The organism is Enterobacter cloacae complex sp. IR5403 (assembly GCF_049238705.1).
GTDB classification, from domain to species: domain Bacteria; phylum Pseudomonadota; class Gammaproteobacteria; order Enterobacterales; family Enterobacteriaceae; genus Enterobacter; species Enterobacter hormaechei_C.
Map to the genome: position 1 here is coordinate 569744 of NZ_JBMKHP010000001.1, position 21049 is coordinate 590792.

22 protein-coding genes are annotated in these 21049 nt (G+C 57.2%); 8 read left to right on the top strand and 14 right to left on the bottom strand.

Annotated elements, in window-relative coordinates:
• Nucleotides 1-3 precede the first annotated feature (3 nt).
• The 4 genes from ACOTW6_RS02700 to nasR all read right to left on the bottom strand — a co-directional run bounded on the left by ACOTW6_RS02700 (nt 4) and on the right by nasR (nt 4330).
• Nucleotides 4-792, bottom strand: a complete 789-nt coding sequence (locus ACOTW6_RS02700) for an ABC transporter ATP-binding protein (RefSeq protein ID WP_015570359.1) — start codon at nt 790-792, stop codon at nt 4-6.
• A 9-nt stretch (nt 793-801) separates the two neighbouring features.
• Nucleotides 802-1680, bottom strand: a complete 879-nt coding sequence (gene ntrB / locus ACOTW6_RS02705) for a nitrate ABC transporter permease (protein WP_121478858.1) — start codon at nt 1678-1680, stop codon at nt 802-804.
• A 2-nt stretch (nt 1681-1682) separates the two neighbouring features.
• Entirely contained in the window at nt 1683-2930 is a 1248-nt protein-coding gene (locus ACOTW6_RS02710; RefSeq protein WP_121478857.1) for a CmpA/NrtA family ABC transporter substrate-binding protein, read from the bottom strand.
• Between the two features lie 227 nt (nt 2931-3157).
• A complete protein-coding gene (nasR, locus tag ACOTW6_RS02715) occupies nt 3158-4330 on the bottom strand; it encodes a nitrate regulatory protein NasR (RefSeq protein WP_121478856.1) in 1173 nt (390 codons plus the stop codon).
• 73 nt (nt 4331-4403) lie between these two features.
• On the opposite strand from nasR, the gene ACOTW6_RS02720 reads away from it, so the two are divergent.
• The 3 genes from ACOTW6_RS02720 (at nt 4404) to ACOTW6_RS02730 (ending at nt 7082) form a co-directional block, all read left to right on the top strand.
• Nucleotides 4404-4757 (top strand): DsrE/DsrF/TusD sulfur relay family protein, encoded by a 354-nt coding sequence (locus ACOTW6_RS02720; protein WP_015570354.1) that lies wholly within the window; start codon nt 4404-4406, stop codon nt 4755-4757.
• Nucleotides 4758-4863: 106 nt separating this feature from the next.
• Nucleotides 4864-6648, top strand: coding sequence for a methyl-accepting chemotaxis protein (locus tag ACOTW6_RS02725; RefSeq protein ID WP_121478855.1), 1785 nt, complete (start codon nt 4864-4866; stop codon nt 6646-6648).
• A 194-nt stretch (nt 6649-6842) separates the two neighbouring features.
• The gene (locus ACOTW6_RS02730) at nt 6843-7082 is read left to right on the top strand and encodes a hypothetical protein (RefSeq protein WP_015570352.1); all 240 of its coding nucleotides are present in this window, start codon (nt 6843-6845) and stop codon (nt 7080-7082) included.
• A 30-nt stretch (nt 7083-7112) separates the two neighbouring features.
• Here ACOTW6_RS02730 and ACOTW6_RS02735 read toward each other — a convergent pair whose 3' ends face one another.
• Nucleotides 7113-7808, bottom strand: a complete 696-nt coding sequence (locus ACOTW6_RS02735) for a gamma-glutamylcyclotransferase (RefSeq protein WP_121478854.1) — start codon at nt 7806-7808, stop codon at nt 7113-7115.
• A 177-nt stretch (nt 7809-7985) separates the two neighbouring features.
• The gene (gene chaB / locus ACOTW6_RS02740; RefSeq protein ID WP_048982011.1) at nt 7986-8216 is read right to left on the bottom strand and encodes a putative cation transport regulator ChaB; all 231 of its coding nucleotides are present in this window, start codon (nt 8214-8216) and stop codon (nt 7986-7988) included.
• 268 nt (nt 8217-8484) lie between these two features.
• On the opposite strand from chaB, the gene chaA reads away from it, so the two are divergent.
• Nucleotides 8485-9585, top strand: a complete 1101-nt coding sequence (gene chaA, locus ACOTW6_RS02745; RefSeq protein ID WP_003856672.1) for a sodium-potassium/proton antiporter ChaA — start codon at nt 8485-8487, stop codon at nt 9583-9585.
• A 115-nt stretch (nt 9586-9700) separates the two neighbouring features.
• Here the strand turns inward: chaA and kdsA are convergent, their stop codons facing one another.
• From kdsA to hemA, 6 genes are read right to left on the bottom strand one after another with little or no spacing between them, the layout of a single operon-like run.
• Nucleotides 9701-10555 (bottom strand): 3-deoxy-8-phosphooctulonate synthase, encoded by an 855-nt coding sequence (kdsA, locus tag ACOTW6_RS02750; protein ID WP_003856671.1) that lies wholly within the window; start codon nt 10553-10555, stop codon nt 9701-9703.
• 36 nt (nt 10556-10591) lie between these two features.
• Entirely contained in the window at nt 10592-11401 is an 810-nt protein-coding gene (gene sirB1, locus ACOTW6_RS02755) for an invasion regulator SirB1 (RefSeq protein ID WP_006810913.1), read from the bottom strand.
• Between the two features lie 3 nt (nt 11402-11404).
• On the bottom strand, nt 11405-11797 hold the full coding sequence (gene sirB2, locus ACOTW6_RS02760) for an invasion regulator SirB2 (RefSeq protein ID WP_023296762.1): 393 nt from the start codon (nt 11795-11797) through the stop codon (nt 11405-11407).
• Nucleotides 11794-12624, bottom strand: coding sequence for a peptide chain release factor N(5)-glutamine methyltransferase (gene prmC, locus ACOTW6_RS02765; RefSeq protein ID WP_023303859.1), 831 nt, complete (start codon nt 12622-12624; stop codon nt 11794-11796). Before prmC ends, sirB2 begins: the two co-directional genes overlap by 4 nt.
• Nucleotides 12624-13706 carry a peptide chain release factor 1 gene (gene prfA / locus ACOTW6_RS02770; protein WP_003856667.1) on the bottom strand — a complete coding sequence of 361 codons (1083 nt, stop codon included), beginning with the start codon at nt 13704-13706 and terminating at the stop codon, nt 12624-12626. Before prfA ends, prmC begins: the two co-directional genes overlap by 1 nt.
• 41 nt (nt 13707-13747) lie before the next feature.
• Nucleotides 13748-15004: a glutamyl-tRNA reductase gene (gene hemA, locus ACOTW6_RS02775; protein WP_003856666.1), complete on the bottom strand. Its 1257-nt coding sequence runs from the start codon at nt 15002-15004 to the stop codon at nt 13748-13750.
• A gap of 201 nt (nt 15005-15205) precedes the next feature.
• On the opposite strand from hemA, the gene lolB reads away from it, so the two are divergent.
• The 4 genes from lolB to dauA all read left to right on the top strand — a co-directional run bounded on the left by lolB (nt 15206) and on the right by dauA (nt 19560).
• Nucleotides 15206-15817, top strand: coding sequence for a lipoprotein insertase outer membrane protein LolB (gene lolB / locus ACOTW6_RS02780; protein WP_003856665.1), 612 nt, complete (start codon nt 15206-15208; stop codon nt 15815-15817).
• Nucleotides 15814-16683, top strand: coding sequence for a 4-(cytidine 5'-diphospho)-2-C-methyl-D-erythritol kinase (ispE, locus tag ACOTW6_RS02785; protein ID WP_017384260.1), 870 nt, complete (start codon nt 15814-15816; stop codon nt 16681-16683). Before lolB ends, ispE begins: the two co-directional genes overlap by 4 nt.
• Before the next feature lie 125 nt (nt 16684-16808).
• Entirely contained in the window at nt 16809-17756 is a 948-nt protein-coding gene (gene prs / locus ACOTW6_RS02790; protein WP_003856663.1) for a ribose-phosphate diphosphokinase, read from the top strand.
• A 124-nt stretch (nt 17757-17880) separates the two neighbouring features.
• Nucleotides 17881-19560, top strand: coding sequence for a C4-dicarboxylic acid transporter DauA (gene dauA / locus ACOTW6_RS02795; protein ID WP_058685770.1), 1680 nt, complete (start codon nt 17881-17883; stop codon nt 19558-19560).
• On the opposite strand, the gene ACOTW6_RS02800 is transcribed toward dauA, so the two are convergent.
• Nucleotides 19546-20604, bottom strand: coding sequence for a MerR family transcriptional regulator (locus ACOTW6_RS02800; RefSeq protein ID WP_062932921.1), 1059 nt, complete (start codon nt 20602-20604; stop codon nt 19546-19548). The genes dauA and ACOTW6_RS02800 overlap by 15 nt on opposite strands.
• Nucleotides 20605-20724: 120 nt before the next feature.
• Nucleotides 20725-21000, bottom strand: a complete 276-nt coding sequence (gene ychH, locus ACOTW6_RS02805) for a stress-induced protein YchH (RefSeq protein WP_003856655.1) — start codon at nt 20998-21000, stop codon at nt 20725-20727.
• Nucleotides 21001-21049 lie beyond the last annotated feature (49 nt).

Consider the following 21049-nt stretch of genomic DNA (forward strand, 5'->3'; position numbering starts at 1 on the left):
TCATTACGCCGCTTTCGGCTGTTTTTCGTAGAGGAAATGGAGGATCTGCTGGCGCATGTGGTGATAGCGGCTGTCATCCGCCAGCTGCACCCGGTTGCGCGGGCGCGGCAGATCGACGCGCAGGATCTCACCCACGGTGGCCGCCGGGCCGTTGGTCATCATCAGTACGCGGTCAGAGAGCAGTACCGCCTCGTCCACGTCGTGGGTGATGAGCACGATGGTGGTGTTCAGCGCCTGCTGGATCTGCATCACCGAATCCTGAAGATGGGCGCGCGTCAGCGCATCGAGCGCGCCAAACGGCTCATCCATCAGCAGCACTTTCGGCTTCATTGCCAGCGCCCGGGCAATACCGACGCGCTGCTTCATGCCGCCGGAGATCTCCCCGGGGCGCTTATGCAGCGCGTGGCCCATCTGCACCCGGTCGAGGTTGTGCTCAATCCACGCTTTGCGCTCGGCCTTACTCATGGTGTGACGGAAGACCTGATCCACCGCCAGCGCCACGTTGTCGAAGCAGGTCAGCCACGGCAGCAGCGAATGGTTCTGGAACACCACCGCGCGCTCTGGCCCCGGCCCGGCGATTTCGCGGTTGTCGCAAATCAGCCCGCCTTCCGTCGGCAGCGTGATCCCGGCGATCAGGTTTAACAGCGTCGACTTGCCGCAGCCGGAGTGACCAATCAGACTGACGGTTTCGCCCTCGTGGATATCAAAAGAGACGTTTTGCAGCGCCAGAAACTCGCCGCTGGCGGTGGAAAAACGCTGGCTCACGGCCTGGACCTGAATTAACGGTTTCATCTTCACTCCTTATTTTTCCTGCCAGCTAAAGCGACGGGCGATCAGCATCAGCCCCTGCTCCAGCAGCAACCCGACCACGCCAATGATGACGATGGCGATGAGAATGTTTTCGACGTTGAGGTTGTTCCACTCATTCCAGATCCAGAAGCCAATGCCTAAACCTCCGGTGAGCATCTCGGCGGCGACAATCACCAGCCAGGCAATGCCAATGGAAAGACGTACCCCGGTCAGTACCGCAGGCAGCACGGCGGGGAAAAGAATGCGGCGCATGATGGTCCACTCTGAGAGTTGCAGCACCCGGGCTACGTTGAGGTAGTCCTGCGGAATACGGCGCACCCCTTCGGCTGTGTTAATGACCATCGGCCAGATGGAGCAGATAAAAATGGTCCAGCTCGATGCAGGCTCCGCCTTCTGGAACAGCAGCAGGCCGATAGGCAGCCAGGCCAGCGGGCTGACAGGACGCAGGAGCGCGATCAGCGGGTTGAACATGCGCGAGAAAAAGGTGAAGCGCCCAATCAAAAAGCCCAGCGGAATGCCCGCCAGCGCCGCCAGACCGAAGCCGATGGCGACGCGCTGCAACGACGCCAGCACGTTCCAGCCAATGCCCATATCGTTTGGCCCGTCGCGATAAAACGGATCGGCAAACAGGGTCATGGCCGAATCGAGCGTGCTGAGCGGCGTCGGAAAGCCTTTACTGTTTATCGCCGCCAGCTGCCAGAGCACCACCAGCAGGCCGAGACCGAGCAGCGCCGGGATGACGCGCTGTAAAAAGTCATTCATCCGGCGCGCAAAGGCGGGCGTGCGGCGGCGAACCTGTAACGGAGGCAGGACAATCACTTCCCCGCTCTCTGACGTCTCTTGTGGTTTTGTATTTTGCAGATGCTGCATACTCAGGCCCCTTTACGGTGAATGGCGAAGCGGTTGGCGTACCCTTCCGGATCGGTGCCGTTCCAGACGGTGCCGTCCATCAGGGTGCTGCTGCGATACGGGGATGACGGTGTGGACATGCCGCCCACGGCGGTCGCGGCATCCTGCCAGACCGCGGTCTGGTTAATGCGCTGTGCAATGCCCGCGTATTCCGGCGCGGCGTTGAGCAAGCCCCAGCGGCGGAACTGGGTTAAGAACCACATCCCGTCGGAGAGATACGGGTAGCTCACGGCTCCCTCGTTGAAGAAACGGATCGGGTGCGCATCCTGCCAGCGCTGACCGACCCCGTTGTCGTACTCGCCAAGCATACGTCCGGTGAGATACTGTTCCTTGCAGTTGAGCCAGGCGCGGCGCGAGAGGATCTGCGCGGTTTCGCGTTTGTTTTCCGCTGACGCCTCGATCCAGCGCGCGGCTTCCATCACGGCGCTCACCAGCGCCCGCGCGGTGTGCGGGTTTTTCGCCACCCAGTCGCGTCGGGTGCCGAGGATCTTTTCCGGGTGATCGGCCCAGATGGACTGCGACGTGGCGGCGGTAAATCCGATGCGGTCGTTAATCGCCCGCGCGTTCCACGGCTCGCCAACGCAAAACCCGACCATGTTGCCAATGCGCATGTTCATCACCATCTGCGGCGGCGGCACCACCACGGTGCGCACGTCGTCAAACGGGTTAATCCCCGCGCTGGCCAGCCAGTAGTAGAGCCACATGGCGTGCGTTCCCGTCGGGAAGGTATGCGCGAAGGTGTAGGTTCCCGGCGCCTGCTGCGCAATCAGCTTTTTCAGCCCGTCGAGGTCACGAACGCCCTTCTCCGCCAGATCGCTGGAGAGCGTAATGGCCTGACCGTTCTGGTTGAGGGTCATCAGGTTCGCCATCTGCTGCGGCTTGCCCGCGATGCCCAGCTCCAGACCGTACAGCAGGCCGTAAAGAATGTGTGCGGCGTCCAGCTCCCCCGCCACCAGCTTGTCGCGCACCGCCGCCCAGCTCGCCTCTTTTGTCGGCACAATAGTAATGCCGTGTTTTTTATCGAACCCTTTCAGGGCCGCGATAACCACGGGCGCGCAGTCGGTCAGGGGGATAAACCCGATACGCACGGTATCCTGCTCCGGCTTATCTGACCCCGCCGCCCATGCGGCCTGCATGACACCCGGCAACAGCATCGCACCACTCGCCAGCATGCTGGCCTGCAATAACCGCCGTCTCGACAAATCCGCCATAATTGCTCCTGAAAAAAGGCAAAAAAAAGCGCCCGACGGTGCTGAAGCACCGCTGGACGCCTTTATCCCGAAGACGCATGCACCGCCGTTGGCGCATCGTCGAAAATGGTTAATCTGTTAATGCAAAGGTAATGCCAGCTTTTCATCCCCGCTATTACGGGGTTTCTGCAAGAAGAGCGCTGTTTTACGCACCTCAATCAGGCATAAATTGCCCACGGACTGTGCAACTACTCCCCAGGGGGTATCTTCCACAAATTTTTCACCGTGAGCAGCGCACGGGCGATATCCACCATGCGTTGGTTTTTATCCATCGCCATTTTGCGCAGGGCAGTCCACGCCTGCTCCTCGCTCAGGTTCTGGTGCGTCATCAGCACGCTTTTGGCTTTGTCGATGGTCTTACGCTCCTCCAGCGTGTCGCGCAGGGAAGCAAGCTGACGAGAGAGTTGCTCAATTTCACGCGCCTGCTGGCGCACCAGCGGCAGCAGCGGTTTATCCGGAAATCGCGCCAGGATATCGTCGTGCCCATCGTCTGCGTGCAGGTTTTCGCTATAGCGGCGCTCCTCAACTGCCGTCATCAGATCGGCAATTGCCACCTCCTCCAGCGTGCGCAGGTGCTCAAGGCGCGTGGTTTGCAGGGCAAACCATTTGAGGGCGGTATCACCGTTATCTGCCGGAGGCTGGCGGGTGCACGCTTCACGCCTGAGTTTTTCAGTCTCCAGACCCGGCTGGCAGTTGAGGATAAACGTCTCCTGCACGTCTGGTGTGCAATGGGAGATAAAAACCTCGAAGCAGGCCTGCTGGCCATCAATGCGATCCACCAGCCGCTGGCGGGTTTCATCGTCAAAGAATCCCTGTGTGAAACCAATAGCCCCCAGCGCCCGCTCTTGTCCCACAAGTTCTTTGCCCTGCATCAGGCTGTAAAGGGCAACAAATCGGCCCGCGATGTGCGGATCGTCAATGCTGTCGCTGAGTTGAGGTACGATACTAAGCAGATGACGCAGTATGCGGCTGTAGTGTTCCATCGCCTGCGGCGCGGTGACGCGTTGACCTGTAACGCCATCACGCAGCACCGTTAGCGTCTCAAGGCCGTGCAGTGCGCTGGCAATGCGTTCGCAGAGGGCGCTGCCCGGCAGCGGTTCGTTAAACTGAAGGTGCAATGCGGCAAGGTTTTCATCTACCAGGGCCCTGCTGGCCTTGCATTCAGGCGCGTACAATTTGCCCTGCGAGCAGAGCCAGACATTTGACGCACCGCGCTCGCACTGTAGCATATGCACCAGTCGACTGATGCCGTTCACCAGTGCGCCCAGCTGCGCCAGTCTGCCGAGCTGTTCCTCACGCAACATTTTCGCACGCTGGAACCATTCGGTTGCGCCAGGGGAACTGCCAGCCACTATCGTCATCGTTTCTCTCCCCGATACGTATTCTTCGGTACGAGAAGCAATATTCGTGCCTTTTCAAAGAACAGGAGTCAACATGCAGAAGATTGTGATCGTCGCCAACGGTGCGGCCTACGGCAGTGAATCCCTTTTTAACAGCCTGCGCCTGGCAATCGCGCTGCGCGATAAGGAGAGTGAACTGGAGCTGCGCCTCTTTTTGATGTCCGACGCCGTCACGGCCGGGCTGAAGGGGCAAAAACCCGCAGAGGGCTACAACATTCAACAAATGCTGGAGATCCTGACCGCGCAAAACGTTCCGGTCAAACTGTGCAAAACCTGTACCGACGGGCGCGGCATTACCGGGCTACCGCTGATTGATGGCGTGGAAATTGGCACGCTGGTGGAGCTGGCTGAATGGACGCTTTCCGCCGATAAAGTATTAACTTTTTAATAATAACCCGCTAAAAATATTATTTTCTTATGGACGCGGTTTCAGCATCAAGTTTACCTGCACCGTTGCCGATAGGCATGGAAACAACACAGCAGGTATTACACTTATGTTCAGATCCATTCGCGCCCGTATCATTGCCGCGACGACAGGCTGTCTGGTCGTCGCCCTTCTTCTTAATACTATTATTAACTTTCAGGTCACGCGCCAGGATAACCAGCAGTCGCAGCGCGATATTCTGACCAGCACCAGCGCCAGCCACAACATGGCGATTGCCGACTGGGTGAACAGCAAAATGACCGTCATCACCTCGGCGCAGCCAGTCGCGCTCAGCGACGATCCGGTTCCGGTGTTTAAACAGCTTGCGCTGGCGGGTGGATTCACCAACGTCTACGTGGGTTATGCCAGCAAAACGGCTAAATTTTCTAACCCAACCGGGGTACCCGCTGATTACGATCCCACCCTTCGCCCGTGGTATCAGCAGGCCGTCAGCGCTGATGGCCCGATAGTGACTGCACCCTATGTGGACGCGGGCACCGGGAAACTGGTGGTGACGTTCGCGGTACCGGTTAAAGAGCAAGGCGCCCTGAAAGCGGTGGTGGCGGGTGATGTGGCGATGGACAGCGTGGTGGCTAACGTACGCGGCATTCACCCTACCCCGGCCAGCAGCGGACTGCTTCTGGACAGCAACGGCACCGTTATTGCCGGCAGCGATCCTGCGCTGACGCTTAAGCCTTTTTCGGAGACGATCAAAGGGACCGATTTTGCTGCCCTGAAAAGCGGCAACCTGGTTGACGGAACGTTTAACGGACGCGAAAAAACGTTCCTGGCCACCGCCGTACCGGGGACGCACTGGCTGCTGGTTGTGGCGCTCGATAACGGCGATGCCACCGCCGGGATGCGGTCATTGCTGAAAGCATCTGCACTGTCTCTGGCGATCCTCGCCCTGCTGAGCGGAGCCCTCATGCACCTCCTGATTGCCCGCCTGCTTAAGCGGCTGTCCGGTATCCGTGACGCGATGAACAACATTGCTAACGGTACTAACGATCTGTCGCAGCGTCTGCCGGATAAGGGGGGCGATGAAGTGGCGCAAATCGCGCAGGCGTTTAACGCCTTCAGCGATAAGCTTTCTGTGGTGATGGTCCAGCTGCGTGATGCCAGCGCCTCAGTGAAAAACGCCGCGCATGAGATTGCGACAGGTAATCAGGATCTTTCCGGGCGTACCGAGCAGGCGGCATCAAGCCTTCGCGAAACCGCCAGCGCCGTGGAAGAGATCACGGCCTCCGTTACGCAGTCAAACGAGTCGGCAGCAGAAGCGAATGAACAGGCGAGCAAGGCCTCTGCCGCTGCATCCCGCGGAGGTGACGTCGTCGCTCAGGCCATCAGCACCATGCAGTCCATTGAACTGGCTTCCGCGAAAATCGGCGATATCACCAGCGTCATTGACGGCATCGCCTTCCAGACCAATATTCTGGCGCTTAACGCCTCGGTGGAAGCGGCGCGTGCCGGGGAACAAGGCCGTGGGTTCGCGGTCGTTGCGGGGGAAGTACGTAACCTGGCCAGCCGCAGCGCTCAGGCGGCGAAAGAGATCAAATCCCTTATTGACTCCACCACCGAAAGCGTTGCAACCGGCTCCCGGTTTGTGCACCTTGCGGGCGACAGCATGGATGAGATCCGCGCCAGCGTCAGGAGCGTGTCTGGCATTATGCGTGAAATATCCATTGCCACCCGGGAGCAGATGAAAGGGATCCATGAGATTAACCACGCGGTGACTCACCTGGATCGCATGGTGCAGCAGAACGCCGAGCTTGTTGTACAGTCTGCTGCGGCGGCCAGCGCGCTGCAAAGCCAGGCGGGCGACCTTGCTGAGACCGCTGGCCATTTCCGCATATAATTTTTCCGGGGCGCGCGTTAAGCAGGGAAAACGCGCGTCCGCTGAAAGGTTTCAGGGATTTTGTCATTTTTGTTTAATCGTTGCGCCATTTTTTGATCGAAATCAGCATCCCACCCCTGCCCCTTTGGTGTTATGCAATGAGTAAATTGTGAACAACATCACGCTCGGGATGGGCAAAAACGACGGAGTATAAAATGGCACGAGTTAAAACAAGTCTGAAACTGTTTGGCGGGGATACGGTAGTGGTGCGTTGCTCAGAGCGTTGCCGCATCCATCTGATGAGTACAAAAGGACAGAAGCAATCGCAGGCAGATATCCTTACCGTCCAGGACGATAAGGCCTGGCTGACGGTGCCTTACACCGGCACCTGGGATGTGCTGATCGACAGCCACAGCCAGTCGCTCGAACATTCCGTAAGTTACGTGGCGGCATAACCGTAAACGCCCGGCCAGCCGGGCGTATTATCAGGCAAAACCCGGCCGCAGCGTATTGCTGAGCGGGTTCCCTTCCAGCAGCGCTTTCACCTTCACCACCAGCTCACTCAGACAGTCGTCCTGCATACCGAGACGCGTCAGCTCCTGATCGAGCGAGAAAAGGTACTGGGCGTTAGTACCCAGCGGTCCACTGGCGACGGCAATCAGCGGGGCAATCACCTGGGTACGGGTGTCGGCTTCATACAGCGGATGGCGCGGATCCATAATGAACACCAGCGCGTTGACGGTGCGCCCGTCATCCAGTTCCAGCTTGCACCAGCTGGGCATATAGCAGCCGGTGATCATCTCGCGCTTCCACAGCAGCGTCAGCTCATCTTCCAGCGTGGTATCCGGCAGCCGGTATGCCACGCCCGTGGTGCGCCCGCCCTCTTTTAGTGCAAGCATGCGGCCAGGCTGGCACGCGCTGCCGCGTCCGGCGGTCAGGCGCAAACAGAAGGCGCGGTGCCAGCCAGGCAGCGTTCCGGTTGCCGATTCAACAAATTCGAGCGCCGGGTTCCACATCAGCGAGCCGTAACCAAAGATCCAGACCGGGCCATCATCCGGGCGGCAGGCCAGCGTTGCCGCAAGCGACGCCGCACGTTGTTCAGCCGACCACAGAAGCGATTCCTCAATAGCACCAAATGCCGTCTTACAATCTGCCTTCATCAAGAAATCACGCGTTAACACATTCCACCTCCGCCACTGCATGCTTCCTTGCGACATCTTTAATGCGCCTTCCCGGCATTCTGTGCTGTTCATTTTAACAGCAGTTGAGCAACGATAAGCAATTCGCGGGCCAGATGCAATACAGCGGCAGGTCAACCGCCTGAAATGTCAAAATGGAGGTAGCGTATTATTCGACGGCTATTTCTTTTTGTGCCATTTATCATCGTCCCCTTTCTCATAGTCATTTTTCACGGCGGCCCAGGCCACCTTATGCGCCGTCTCTTCACGGCTGGCATCGTCCCGCCGATCTTCTTTATCTTTGTACTGATCCCAGGCGCTGTTAAAGGCTTCTTTGTAGATATCCTGGGCGTGGGCAGGCAATACGTTTTGCACGTTCTCCGGTAATTCGCTTTTCGATTTGTATGGCATCGTTAACCTCTCTTTTGGCTAAAAGATAAGTGTGGACGACGATACGCCAGCGTGCCACCTGACAGGAAGAAGTGAACAATTTAAAAACACAACACATTGTTATTAAATAATTATTTTATGTAGATGAGTCATTATAAGCCTCAGGAATAAAAATTATCACAAAGGGTAAAATTAAGTAAAAAATACAGGGTATTTAACAGATTTCTGTTAATTTAATACCTTTAAAATCTATCTATAATTACAAGCACCTGCACTGTTGGAGAAACACATGACAGCAACACACGAGGCGGTAAAAACCCGCCACAAGGAGACCTCTCTCATTTTCCCGGTTCTGGCACTGGCTGTGCTGCTCTTCTGGGGAAGCAGTCAGTCATTGCCAGTGGTTGTGGGGATCAATATTCTGGCTCTGGTGGGTATTTTAACCAGTGCATTTAGTGTGGTACGCCATGCGGATGTTTTAGCCCACCGTCTTGGCGAGCCGTATGGGTCATTAATTTTAAGCCTTTCGGTTGTGATTCTTGAGGTCAGTCTCATTTCCGCATTAATGGCCACCGGCGACGCCGCGCCAACGCTAATGCGCGATACGCTCTACTCCATCATTATGATTGTCACCGGCGGCCTGGTCGGTTTTTCACTTTTATTAGGTGGTCGCAAATTTGCCACCCAGTACATGAACCTCTTTGGCATTAAACAGTACCTGATCGCCCTGTTCCCGCTGGCGATTATTGTGCTGGTCTTCCCGATGGCGCTGCCGGGTGCCAATTTCACCACCGGCCAGGCGCTGCTGGTGGCGCTGATTTCCGCGGCGATGTACGGCGTGTTCCTGCTGATCCAGACCAAAACACACCAGAGCCTGTTTGTTTACGAGCATGAAGACGACGGCGACGACGATGACCCGCATCACGGTAAGCCGTCGGCCCACAGCAGCGCGTGGCATACGGTTTGGCTGATCGTGCATCTGATTGCCGTTATTGCGGTCACCAAGATGAATGCGAACCCGCTGGAGGCGCTGTTAACTGAACTGAACGCGCCGGTCGCCTTTACCGGTTTCCTGGTGGCCCTGTTGATCCTGTCGCCAGAAGGCCTGGGAGCGCTGAAAGCGGTGCTCAATAATCAGGTGCAGCGGGCGATGAATCTGTTCTTCGGCTCCGTTCTGGCGACCATCTCTCTTACCGTTCCGGTGGTGACGCTGATTGCCTTTATGACGGGGAATGAATTGCAGTTTGCGCTGGGTGCGCCAGAGATGATTGTGATGGTGGCATCCTTGCTGCTGTGCCAGATATCCTTCTCCACCGGCCGCACCAATGTGCTGAACGGCGCGGCGCATATGGCGCTGTTTATTGCGTATCTGATGACGATATTTGCGTAGCCTTTTTGCCCAGCGGCGCTTCGCTTGCAGGGCCTACGGGTTTTGTAGGCCGGGTAAGCGCAGCGCCACCCGGCAATATGCCCCATAAAAAAACCCGCCGAAGCGGGTTTTTTTATCAGTTGCTGGTATCCAGCTCGTCGAAGCTCTTCACCAGATCGTCAATCGCTTTGATCTGTTTCAGGAACGGCTCCAGCTTATCCAGCGGCAGCGCGGATGGACCGTCGCATTTCGCGTTAGCCGGATCCGGGTGCGCTTCAATGAACAGACCCGCCAGGCCGGTTGCCATACCGGCGCGCGCCAGTTCGGTCACCTGCGCACGACGCCCGCCAGACGCGGCGCCAAACGGGTCGCGGCATTGCAGGGAGTGGGTCACGTCGAAAATCACCGGGGACTGGTTAGAGACGTTCTTCATCACGCTGAAGCCCAGCATATCTACAACCAGGTTGTCATAACCGAAGTTTGAACCACGGTCGCAGAGGATCACCTGGTCGTTACCGCCTTCGATAAACTTGTCGACGATGTTACCCATCTGGCCAGGGCTCACGAACTGCGGTTTTTTCACGTTAATCACGGCACCGGTTTTCGCCATCGCTTCTACCAGGTCAGTCTGGCGAGCGAGGAACGCCGGAAGCTGAATCACGTCTACCACATCAGCCACGGGCTGTGCCTGAGACGCTTCGTGCACGTCGGTGATCACTTTCACGCCAAACGTCTGTTTCAGCTCCTGGAAAATCTTCATCCCCTCTTCCAGGCCCGGGCCACGGTAGGAGTGAATGGAGGAGCGGTTGGCTTTGTCAAAAGAGGCTTTAAACACGTACGGGATGCCCAGCTTTTGGGTCACGGTCACGTAGTGTTCGCAGATGCGCATAGCGAGATCGCGGGATTCCAGAACGTTCATACCGCCAAACAGCACGAACGGCAGGTCGTTTGCCACGTTGATATCACCAATGCTAACCACTTTTTGTTTCATAGGATCGCCTTATTCAGGTGTGAATCGGAATTAAGATTAATGCAGTGTAATGTGTTTATGCGCGATCGCGTTAATCTGCGCGCGGATCATCTCGCTGATCGGGTCTTCCGGACATTGCTCGACGAAATAATTCAAATCATTCAGCGCCACGTGCTCGCAGTCGAGCTGCGCATAAATCAGGCCGCGGTCGCGGATTTCGTACGGATCTTCCGGATTGAACTGCAACAGCACTTCGCTTGCGCGCAGAGCCAGCTCCATCTGACGCTCTTCCATCAGCGCAGACTTCAGCGTATCCAGGAGCTTACGGATCACTTCGGCGTTATCGGCTTCATCGAGATCTTCATTGAACAGCTCAGCTATCGGGCTGATGTTGCCTTTCAGCCAGACGTCCAGCGTATGCTCATCCAGCGTGTCGCCGTTAAACGGATTGATTAACCACATCTCACCGTCCAGCCACTCCGCCCGCAAAATCATCTGCGTCGGGAAAATGACCGGCACCAGTGGAATATCCAGCTCGTGCGCAACCCACAGTAAAATGGCGCCCAACGCGACGGCACTGCCCTGACGATTTTTCAACACCTGGTCCAGCCACAGTGCGTCAGACAGGCGGTACACGCCTCGCGTGTCGCAGAAACCCCATTCGCCGTAGAAAAGCTCAATCAGCTTCTCTAATTGCCAGTCCTGCGGACGTGCCTGATTGATCTCTTCGCGCGCCAGGCTGACCAGATTCTCCAGTTCAGCGTAAACGTACTGTGACGTAAAATCGTCGCGGATCATCTCTGAAATCAGGATCATACCATCGCAGAGCGGCACTTTGTTAAATTCGAAATCGGCTAAGGACCTCATGACTTACCCCAGTAACGGTATTCTTGTGGTGGCGAGTTTAATGATGATGTACAGCACCACCAGACCCAGCAAAAAGGCGATAAACCCTGTCTGCTGGCTGCGCGGACGATGACGCCCAAGCGCGATAAAACCCAAAACGATGTAGATGATAACGCCAAACAGCTTTTCAGTCAGCCATGCGCCTTTATCAGTAAATGGCAGATAGCCGGTTTTCCACATTAACCCGGCTCCGGAAAGGAACAGCACCGTGTCGATACAGTGCGGGGCGATGCGTACCCAGCGGGCGTTAATCAGCGGATTGTTGCTGTAGCGCCACCAGTAGCGGGCAATGAAAAAGCCAATGGTCAGGGCAACGGAAATCAGGTGAACGGAGATCAGCAGCGTAAACAGGCTCATGACCACTGCCCCAGCGTCAGACGTTCATTGCCGCCGTAATCCCGGCAGGTTTCCACGGCAGCGTATCCGGCACGCGTAAACAGCGCTCGCACCGCCTCTCCCTGCGTCCAGCCATGTTCCACCAGCAGCCAGCCACCGGGAAGCAAATGTTGTCGTGACGTTGTCACAATGTGATCGAGATCCGCAAGTCCCTGATTCGCAGCGACCAGCGCGGTCAAAGGTTCAAAACGCACGTCGCCCTGCGCGAGATGCGGATCGTCTTCGTCGATGTAGGGCGGATTGCTGACAATCATTTCAAACATGCGGCTTTCAAGCGCGGCAAACCAGCTGCTTTGCAGAACGGAAACATTGTTCAGCCCCAGCCGTTCAACGTTGCGCCGCGCGAGGGCGACCGCATCAGGCATCACGTCTACCGCCGTCACGGTGCAGTCCGGTCGCTCGCTGGCAAGCGCCAGCGCAATCGCGCCGGTGCCAGTACCGAGATCGAGGATCTGACACGGCTGCGCCGGTAACCGCGCCAGCGCCTGCTCCACCAGACACTCGGTGTCCGGGCGCGGGATCAGCGTGGCCGCTGAAACGTACAGCGGAAGTGACCAGAACTCGCGTTCGCCAACCAGATGCGCCACCGGCTCGCCGGTTTTACGGCGGGCAAGCAGCGCCTCCAGCTGCGATTGCTGTTCAGCGGTCAGAGCGGTTTCGCCGAAAGCCAGAAGATACGTGCGGGCTTTACCCGTCACATGCTCAAGCAGAATTTCGGCGTCGCGCTTCGGGCTTTCACTTGCAGAAAGCTCACTGGCGGCATGGCGTAACCAGCGCTGAAAATCCATTAATCCTGCTCGGATAGTGCCGCCAGCTGGTCGGCCTGGTATTCCTGCACGATAGGCTCAATCAGCATATCGAGCTTGCCTTCCATCGCCTCATCCAGACGGTAGAGCGTCAGGTTGATGCGATGGTCGGTTACGCGACCCTGCGGGAAGTTATAGGTACGGTTACGGTCGCTACGATCGCCGCTGCCCAGCAGGTTACGGCGGGTAGAGGCTTCCGCCTGCTGGCGTTTCGCCATTTCCGCCGCGTGGATACGGGCGCCCAGCACGGATAACGCTTTAGCTTTGTTCTTGTGCTGGGAACGTTCATCCTGACACTCAACCACAATCCCGGTGGGCAGGTGAGTAATACGGATAGCGGAGTCGGTGGTGTTAACGTGCTGACCACCTGCCCCTGAAGAGCGGAAGGTGTCGATGCGCAGATCTGCCGGGTTGATATCCGGCAGTTCCGCTTCCGGCAGCTCCGGCATCACCGCCACCGTACAGGCTGACGTATGAATGCGTCCCTGAGATTCTGTCGCAGGCACGCGCTGCACGCGGTGACCGCCGGATTCAAATTTCAGTCGACCGTACACGCCGTCGCCGCTGATCTTGGCGATAACCTCTTTGTAGCCGCCATGCTCGCCTTCGTTGGCGCTCATGATCTCCACGCGCCAGCGACGGGATTCGGCATACCGGCTGTACATACGGAACAGATCCCCGGCGAACAGCGCCGCTTCGTCGCCACCGGTACCGGCGCGGACTTCCACAAAGGCGTTACGCTCATCATCCGGATCTTTCGGCAGCAGAAGCACCTGAAGCTGCTGCTCCATCTCTTCTGAACGCGCTTTCGCATCCTGTAACTCTTCCTGCGCCATCTCGCGCATCTCAGGATCGTCGAGCATCATCTGCGCGGTTTCGATATCTTCCTGGACCTGTCGCCAGTCGGTAAAGCATTTTGAAACATCACTTAACTGCGCGTATTCACGCGACAGCGCGCGAAAACGTTCCTGGTCGGCAATGGTCCCGGCATCACCGAGCAGCGCCTGGACTTCTTCATGGCGCTCGTGCAGAGCTTCCAGTTTAGCGACGATAGAAGGCTTCATAGGCGTAAATGCACCTTGTCTTAGAAAATGGGTATAGGGCGCTATTCCAGCCCGAGGCTGTTGCGCAGAATAGTCAGGCGTTCATCGTCCCCGTCACGGGCAGCCTGCTGAAGAGATTTGGTTGGGGCATGGATCAGGCGGTTGGTCAGTTTCCAGGCCAGATCCTGCATAATCGCCTGCGCGTCGCCGCCCTGTTCAAGGGCCGCTAACGCTTTGGCCGTCAGGTCATCACGCACCTGCTCCGCCTGACCGCGGTATTCGCGGATGGTCTCGCTGACGCTTTGCGCGCGCAGCCAGGCCATAAATTCGCTGGTTTCCTGTTCAACGATGGTTTCCGCCTGCACAGCCGCCGCCTTACGCTGGGCAAGGTTGTGCGAAATGATGCTTTGCAGGTCATCCACGCTGTACAGGTAGGCGTTCGCCAGTTTGCCCACTTCCGGTTCGACATCACGCGGAACGGCGATATCCACCAGCAGCATCGGCTGATTGCGGCGGGATTTCAGCGCACGCTCGACCATCCCTTTCCCGATAATCGGCAGCGGGCTGGCGGTAGAACTGATAATAATGTCCGCCTCTTTCAGACGTTCATCGATGTCGCTCAGCGCAATCACCTCAGCGCCCACTTCGTCCGCCAGCACCTGCGCACGTTCGCGGGTGCGGTTGGCAATGATCATCTTCTTCACCTTGTGTTCGCGAAGATGGCGCGCCACCAGCTCGATGGTTTCGCCCGCTCCCACCAGCAGTACGGTGACGGTCGACAGGGATTCAAAAATTTGACGGGCAAGGGTACAGGCCGCGAAAGCAACCGAAACCGCACTGGCGCCAATGTCGGTTTCGGTTCGCACACGCTTCGCCACGGAGAATGACTTCTGGAACATTCGCTCCAGTTCGCTGGCTTTCAGATGTCCTTTCTGGGAATCCGCGAAAGCTTTTTTCACCTGGCCGAGGATCTGCGGCTCGCCCAGCACCAGCGAATCCAGACCGCTGGCCACGCGCATCAGATGGCTGACCGCATCGTTATCCTGATGCCAGTACAGGCTGTTGCGCAGCTCTTCTTCGTTGAGGTTGTGGTAGTCACACAGCCAGCGGATCAGCGCCTCGTGCAGGTTGTCCTGCTCTTCTACGCTCAAATACAGCTCGGTACGGTTGCACGTCGACAGCACCACGCCACCCTGCACCATCGGCTGTGCAAGCAGGCTGTCCAGCGCCAGGTCGAGCGTATCCGGCGAAAACGTAACGCGTTCTCGCAGTGAAACCGGGGCCGTTTTGTGGTTAATACCGAGTGCTAATAGGGTCATGTTGAGCGGGAGTAGTACCAGCGTTAATAAGGTTAGCAGGACGCATCATACAGGATGCGCGAGATCAATAAAAGAGACTGCCCCCTTTCGGAGTAATAGCTTACGCCACGCTTTGAGATAATTTGAACGTAGACGGTGGCACCCTTCAACGCTAGCATTAACAGTTATAACTGCAACGTATCTCAAGGATTTGTCATCATTATGACCCGAATGATTCGCCTGCTGCCTCTGGCGGCCCTGGTTCTGACCGCCTGTTCCGTTCATCAGCCGAAAGGCCCGGGCAAAAGCCCTGACTCACCGCAGTGGCGTCAGCACCAGCAGGACGTGCTGAAATTAAGCCAGTACCAGACCCGCGGTGCATTTGCTTATCTCTCTGACGAACAAAAAGTTTACGCTCGCTTTTTCTGGCAGCAAACGGGGCAGGACAACTATCGCCTGCTGCTGCTGAACCCGCTGGGCAGCACCGAGCTGGAGCTTAACGCGAAGCCTGGCGAAGCGCAGATCACCGATAACAAAGGCCAGCACTACACGGCAACCGACGCCGAAGAGATGATTGGCAAGCTGACCGGAATGCCGATTCCGCTCAATAGTCTGCGCCAGTGGATCCTTGGCCTGCCGGGTGACGCAACCGACTATACGCTCGACGATCAATACCGTCTGAGCCAGGTGAACTACACCCAGGGCGGTAAAACCTGGAAAGTGGTGTACAGCGCGTATGACAGCAAGACGCAACCGTCGCTGCCGTCCAATATGGAGCTGACGCAGGGTAGCCAGCGTATCAAGCTGAAAATGGACAACTGGATCGTTAAATGATGACCCACTGGCCCTCTCCCGCAAAACTGAACCTGTTTCTCTACATTACCGGGCAGCGCGCTGACGGCTATCACACCCTGCAAACCCTGTTTCAGTTTGTCGATTACGGCGACACCATCTCCATCGAACCGCGTCAGGACGGGCAGATTTGCCTGCTGACGCCGGTCGACGGCGTGGCGCATGACGATAACCTGATCGTGCGCGCTGCCCGCCTGCTGATGAACACGGCGTCGTCGTCGGGTCGTCTGCCAGCGGGAAGCGGTGCGGATATCCGTATCGACAAACGCCTGCCGATGGGCGGCGGTCTTGGCGGCGGCTCATCAAACGCCGCAACTGTACTGGTGGCGCTTAACCACCTCTGGGGCTGCGGTCTGACGACGGACGAACTGGCAGCGTTAGGGTTGACGCTGGGCGCCGATGTACCGGTGTTTGTGCGCGGCCACGCGGCATTCGCTGAAGGGGTGGGTGAAATCCTCACGCCGGTCGATCCGCCGGAAAAATGGTATCTGATCGTTCACCCCGGCGTGAGCATTCCTACCCCGGTCATCTTTAAAGATCCTGACCTGAAAAGAAATACCCCGGCACGGTCAATAAAAACGTTATTAAATTGTGAATTCAGCAACGATTGCGAGGATATCGCAAGAAAACGTTTTCGCGAGGTTGATGCGGTGCTTTCCTGGCTGTTAGAATACGCGCCGTCGCGCCTGACCGGTACAGGGGCCTGTGTCTTTGCTGAATTTGACACCGAAACCGCCGCCCGTCAGGTGCTTGAGCAAGCGCCGGTTTGGCTGCATGGTTTTGTAGCACGCGGGATGAACACCTCCCCCCTACAGCAGGCCATTCTGGCGCAGACTGAGTTTCGGTGACAACGTCACCCTGTTCCAGACGTTGCATCGCGCTCTTTAATACACCGCCTGGATAGCGTTTGCTTAGGCCCCGCAGTTTGCGGCGAACGCTATCCACCACTGGACGCATGCCTGAGGTTCTTCTCGTGCCTGATATGAAGCTTTTTGCTGGTAACGCCACCCCGGAACTAGCACAACGTATTGCCAACCGCCTGTACACTTCCCTCGGCGACGCCGCTGTAGGTCGCTTTAGCGACGGCGAAGTCAGCGTACAAATTAACGAAAATGTACGCGGTGGTGATATTTTCATCATCCAGTCCACCTGTGCTCCAACGAATGACAACCTGATGGAATTGGTTGTTATGGTCGACGCGCTGCGTCGTGCTTCTGCTGGCCGTATCACTGCTGTTATTCCTTACTTTGGCTATGCACGTCAGGACCGTCGCGTCCGTTCCGCGCGTGTGCCAATCACCGCTAAAGTTGTCGCTGACTTCCTGTCCAGCGTCGGCGTTGACCGCGTACTGACGGTTGACCTCCACGCAGAGCAGATCCAGGGCTTCTTCGACGTGCCGGTTGATAACGTATTCGGCAGCCCAATCCTGCTGGAAGACATGCTGCAACTGAATCTGGACAACCCGATTGTGGTTTCTCCGGACATCGGCGGCGTGGTACGTGCTCGTGCTATCGCGAAGCTGCTGAACGATACCGACATGGCGATCATCGACAAACGCCGTCCGCGCGCTAACGTTTCTCAGGTGATGCACATCATCGGTGACGTGGCTGGCCGCGACTGCGTGTTGGTGGACGACATGATCGATACCGGCGGTACGCTGTGTAAAGCCGCTGAAGCGCTGAAAGAGCGTGGTGCGAAACGCGTATTCGCTTACGCCACTCACCCGATCTTCTCCGGCAATGCGGTAAACAACCTCCGTAACTCCGTCATTGACGAAGTTGTGGTGTGCGATACCATTCCACTGAGCGACGAGATCAAAGCGCTGCCAAACGTGCGTACGTTGACTCTGTCCGGGATGCTGGCCGAAGCGATTCGTCGTATCAGCAACGAAGAATCGATCTCTGCAATGTTCGAACACTGATCGAACACGGCCAAAAAACCCGCTACGGCGGGTTTTTTTGTTTATAGTATTTATTTGTATGACTTATGCCTCCTTCACCTGCCATTCACATGACAGATGATGCGCACACGGATGATAGATAATTGTGAAAAACGTAACCTCCTCACATGTTCTGCCCTTTCGCGCCCTCATCGACGCCTGCTGGAAAGAGAAATACACATCGTCACGCTTTGTTCGTGACCTGATAGCCGGGATCACCGTCGGGATTATTGCCATCCCGCTGGCGATGGCGCTGGCGATTGGTAGCGGCGTCGCGCCGCAGTACGGGCTGTACACCTCGGCCGTTGCGGGGATTGTGATTGCGCTGACGGGCGGATCTCGCTTCAGCGTCTCCGGCCCGACTGCCGCCTTTGTGGTGATCCTCTACCCGGTTTCCCAACAGTTTGGTCTGGCAGGTCTGCTGGTTGCCACCCTGATGTCCGGCATCTTTTTAATTCTGTTTGGTCTGGCCCGCTTTGGTCGCCTGATTGAATATATTCCCCTTTCCGTAACGCTGGGGTTCACCTCGGGGATTGGGATTACCATCGGGACCATGCAGATTAAGGATTTCCTCGGCCTGCAAATGGCCCATGTTCCGGAGCACTATTTACAGAAAGTGGGCGCGCTGTTTATGGCGTTGCCGACGGCCAACCTGGGGGATGCAGCCATTGGCATCGTTACCCTCGGCACACTTATCGTCTGGCCTCGCTTAGGCATTCGTCTCCCGGGGCATCTGCCCGCTCTGCTGCTGGGCTGCGCGGTGATGGGCGTTGTCAACCTGCTCGGTGGACAGGTCGCCACCATTGGCTCCCAGTTTCACTATGTTCTGGCGGACGGCTCACAGGGTAGCGGCATTCCGCAGCTGCTGCCGCAGCTGGTTCTGCCTTGGGACATGCCGGGCTCCAGCTTTACCCTGAGCTGGGATTCCCTTCGCGCTCTGCTGCCCGCTGCATTCTCGATGGCTATGCTGGGCGCGATCGAATCCCTGCTCTGCGCCGTCGTGCTCGACGGCATGACCGGCACTAAGCACAAAGCCAACAGCGAGCTGGTCGGCCAGGGCTTGGGGAACATCGTTGCACCGTTCTTCGGCGGTATTACCGCTACGGCTGCGATTGCCCGTTCCGCCGCGAACGTACGTGCGGGCGCGACATCACCGGTTTCCGCGGTCATTCACTCCCTGCTGGTGATCATGGCGCTGCTGATCCTCGCCCCGCTGCTTTCATGGCTTCCGCTCTCTGCCATGGCTGCGCTGCTGCTGATGGTGGCCTGGAACATGAGTGAGGCGCATAAGGTGGTTAACCTGCTGCGCCGCGCGCCGAAAGACGACATTATCGTGATGCTGATCTGCATGTCGCTGACCGTGCTGTTCGATATGGTTATCGCCATCAGCGTCGGCATTGTGCTGGCCTCACTGCTCTTTATGCGCCGCATCGCGCAGATGACGCGTCTCTCCCCGGTTAACGTTGAGGTGCCTGACGATGTGCTGGTGCTGCGCGTGATTGGCCCGCTGTTCTTCGCCGCAGCGGAAGGTTTGTTCAGCGATCTGGAATCCCGCATTGCGGGCAAACGGATTGTGGTGCTGAAATGGGATGCCGTCCCGGTGCTGGATGCCGGCGGTCTGGATGCCTTCCAGCGCTTTGTCGCCCGCCTGCCGGAAGGCTGTGAACTGCGGGTGAGTAACCTCGAATTCCAGCCCCTGCGCACCATGGCGCGCGCGGGCGTGCAGCCGATCCCTGGCCGATTGTCCTTCTACCCTAACCGTGAAGCTGCATTAGCGGATCTGTGAGTCATCTGATGCAGAGACGCGTCTTTGCATCATTACCCCGATCGCCTGCTGGAGCCATTCAAGCACGGCAGGCGTCATCCACGTGCCCTTCATCAGATGCGGCTCCTGCTGCATGGCGAGACGAAATTTTTGCTGGGTCTGCGGGTTTGTTCCCGCATAGGACTGGAATAAAACCAGCCAGTTTTCTGCCAGCTTTTGCGCATCGTCAGAAGCGGGACTGAGATTATCCCGCTGCGCCTGATGCAGCTTCGCCACCAGCGGCGGCCACTCCATCATCCGGTCAAAGTAGTGCGCCCGGGTAAAGGCCATCTCTTCGGCAGTGAGATATTTCTCCCAGATGCTGAGCTTTGATTCGGCAAACGCCCGCGTGATGTAATCAGTTATCTCCGGCGTAATGCCGGTTTGCTCCTGCATCTGCGGCTCCACGCTGTGCATCTCGTTCAGACGGGTCAAAAATTCCGGTTTGCCTGCGGTATCCTGCTCCAGGCGTTCCATCCACCGTGAAGCCAAATCGGTCGCCCGCACGTCCGTGACGCTGACGTTCTGTTCCAGCAAGTGTTTAACCTCCGTCACCAGCCCCGACCAGATATCCGCCAGCGCCTCTTTCTCTACCGCAAACGGCAGTTGCTGCAACTCTTCTTTGCTAAACCAGCGATCGTACATATTCATTAACTCCAGAGTCTGTAGCCAGGATTCCAGATCCGGCGTCGCATCGTCGGTCAGCCCGGTACGCAATTCCACCAGCCGGTTGCGCAGCGTATGGATGCTACGCAGTTGCTTGTCCAGCAGAGTGATTTGCCCGTCGAGTAATTCGGCTAATGACAGCGAACGCTGTTCCAGAAAATCCCTGATTTCGGCAAGCTCAAGCCCGGCTTTTGCCAGCGTCTGGATCATATGCAGACGCTGCACATCCGCCAGGTTATAAAGCCGGTAGCCTGCCGCGCTTCTGGCAGAAGGTAACAACAGCCCTGTTTGCTCGTAGTGATGCAAAGTCCGCACGGTGATCCCGGCACGTTTCGCCAGTTCACCCACCTGTATCAACATAACGGCTCCTTTTATTCTGCCAGTTTCGTTACTCTGAAGCCTTACGTTACGTGAGGGTCAATGCGTCATGCAAAAAAAAACGACTTCAGATGAAGTCGTTTCGGTGTTCTTTATGGGGCACTAGCTATGCTTGCGCTGGTCGCGGCGGCATCGTTTATCGTAATGGCGCACCCACCAGTATTTATCGCAGACTTCCTCATGTCCGCTCACGCGCGCCCCGGCGAGCCACAATACCGCACCAAGGAAGATACTCAGCACCGCGCCATGCGCAAAGTATTGTGGGAGGTCAAGCTGCGGTAATTGGTTTAAGATTGAATAACCGACACCGGCGACCATCACGAACAGTCCCAACCCCATTAGCACGTTACCGAGCATTGAAGCGTTTTTGCGTTTCATATGTCACCTCCGGAACTTTGGGTTGTCAGGGGAAAAGCCCCTTCTCCTT

Coding starts and splice junctions, on each gene's coding strand:
- hemA (WP_003856666.1), bottom strand. CDS start 15,004: ATGACCCTATTAGCACTCGGTATTAACCACAAAACGGCCCCGGTTTCA.
- ychH (WP_003856655.1), bottom strand. CDS start 21,000: ATGAAACGCAAAAACGCTTCAATGCTCGGTAACGTGCTAATGGGGTTG.
- chaA (WP_003856672.1), top strand. CDS start 8,485: ATGACAGCAACACACGAGGCGGTAAAAACCCGCCACAAGGAGACCTCT.
- sirB2 (WP_023296762.1), bottom strand. CDS start 11,797: ATGAGCCTGTTTACGCTGCTGATCTCCGTTCACCTGATTTCCGTTGCC.
- kdsA (WP_003856671.1), bottom strand. CDS start 10,555: ATGAAACAAAAAGTGGTTAGCATTGGTGATATCAACGTGGCAAACGAC.
- ACOTW6_RS02800 (WP_062932921.1), bottom strand. CDS start 20,604: ATGTTGATACAGGTGGGTGAACTGGCGAAACGTGCCGGGATCACCGTG.
- ACOTW6_RS02700 (WP_015570359.1), bottom strand. CDS start 792: ATGAAACCGTTAATTCAGGTCCAGGCCGTGAGCCAGCGTTTTTCCACC.
- ACOTW6_RS02710 (WP_121478857.1), bottom strand. CDS start 2,930: ATGGCGGATTTGTCGAGACGGCGGTTATTGCAGGCCAGCATGCTGGCG.
- ntrB (WP_121478858.1), bottom strand. CDS start 1,680: ATGCAGCATCTGCAAAATACAAAACCACAAGAGACGTCAGAGAGCGGG.
- ACOTW6_RS02730 (WP_015570352.1), top strand. CDS start 6,843: ATGGCACGAGTTAAAACAAGTCTGAAACTGTTTGGCGGGGATACGGTA.
- ACOTW6_RS02725 (WP_121478855.1), top strand. CDS start 4,864: ATGTTCAGATCCATTCGCGCCCGTATCATTGCCGCGACGACAGGCTGT.
- prfA (WP_003856667.1), bottom strand. CDS start 13,706: ATGAAGCCTTCTATCGTCGCTAAACTGGAAGCTCTGCACGAGCGCCAT.
- chaB (WP_048982011.1), bottom strand. CDS start 8,216: ATGCCATACAAATCGAAAAGCGAATTACCGGAGAACGTGCAAAACGTA.
- lolB (WP_003856665.1), top strand. CDS start 15,206: ATGACCCGAATGATTCGCCTGCTGCCTCTGGCGGCCCTGGTTCTGACC.
- prmC (WP_023303859.1), bottom strand. CDS start 12,624: ATGGATTTTCAGCGCTGGTTACGCCATGCCGCCAGTGAGCTTTCTGCA.
- ispE (WP_017384260.1), top strand. CDS start 15,814: ATGATGACCCACTGGCCCTCTCCCGCAAAACTGAACCTGTTTCTCTAC.
- ACOTW6_RS02720 (WP_015570354.1), top strand. CDS start 4,404: ATGCAGAAGATTGTGATCGTCGCCAACGGTGCGGCCTACGGCAGTGAA.
- sirB1 (WP_006810913.1), bottom strand. CDS start 11,401: ATGAGGTCCTTAGCCGATTTCGAATTTAACAAAGTGCCGCTCTGCGAT.
- nasR (WP_121478856.1), bottom strand. CDS start 4,330: ATGACGATAGTGGCTGGCAGTTCCCCTGGCGCAACCGAATGGTTCCAG.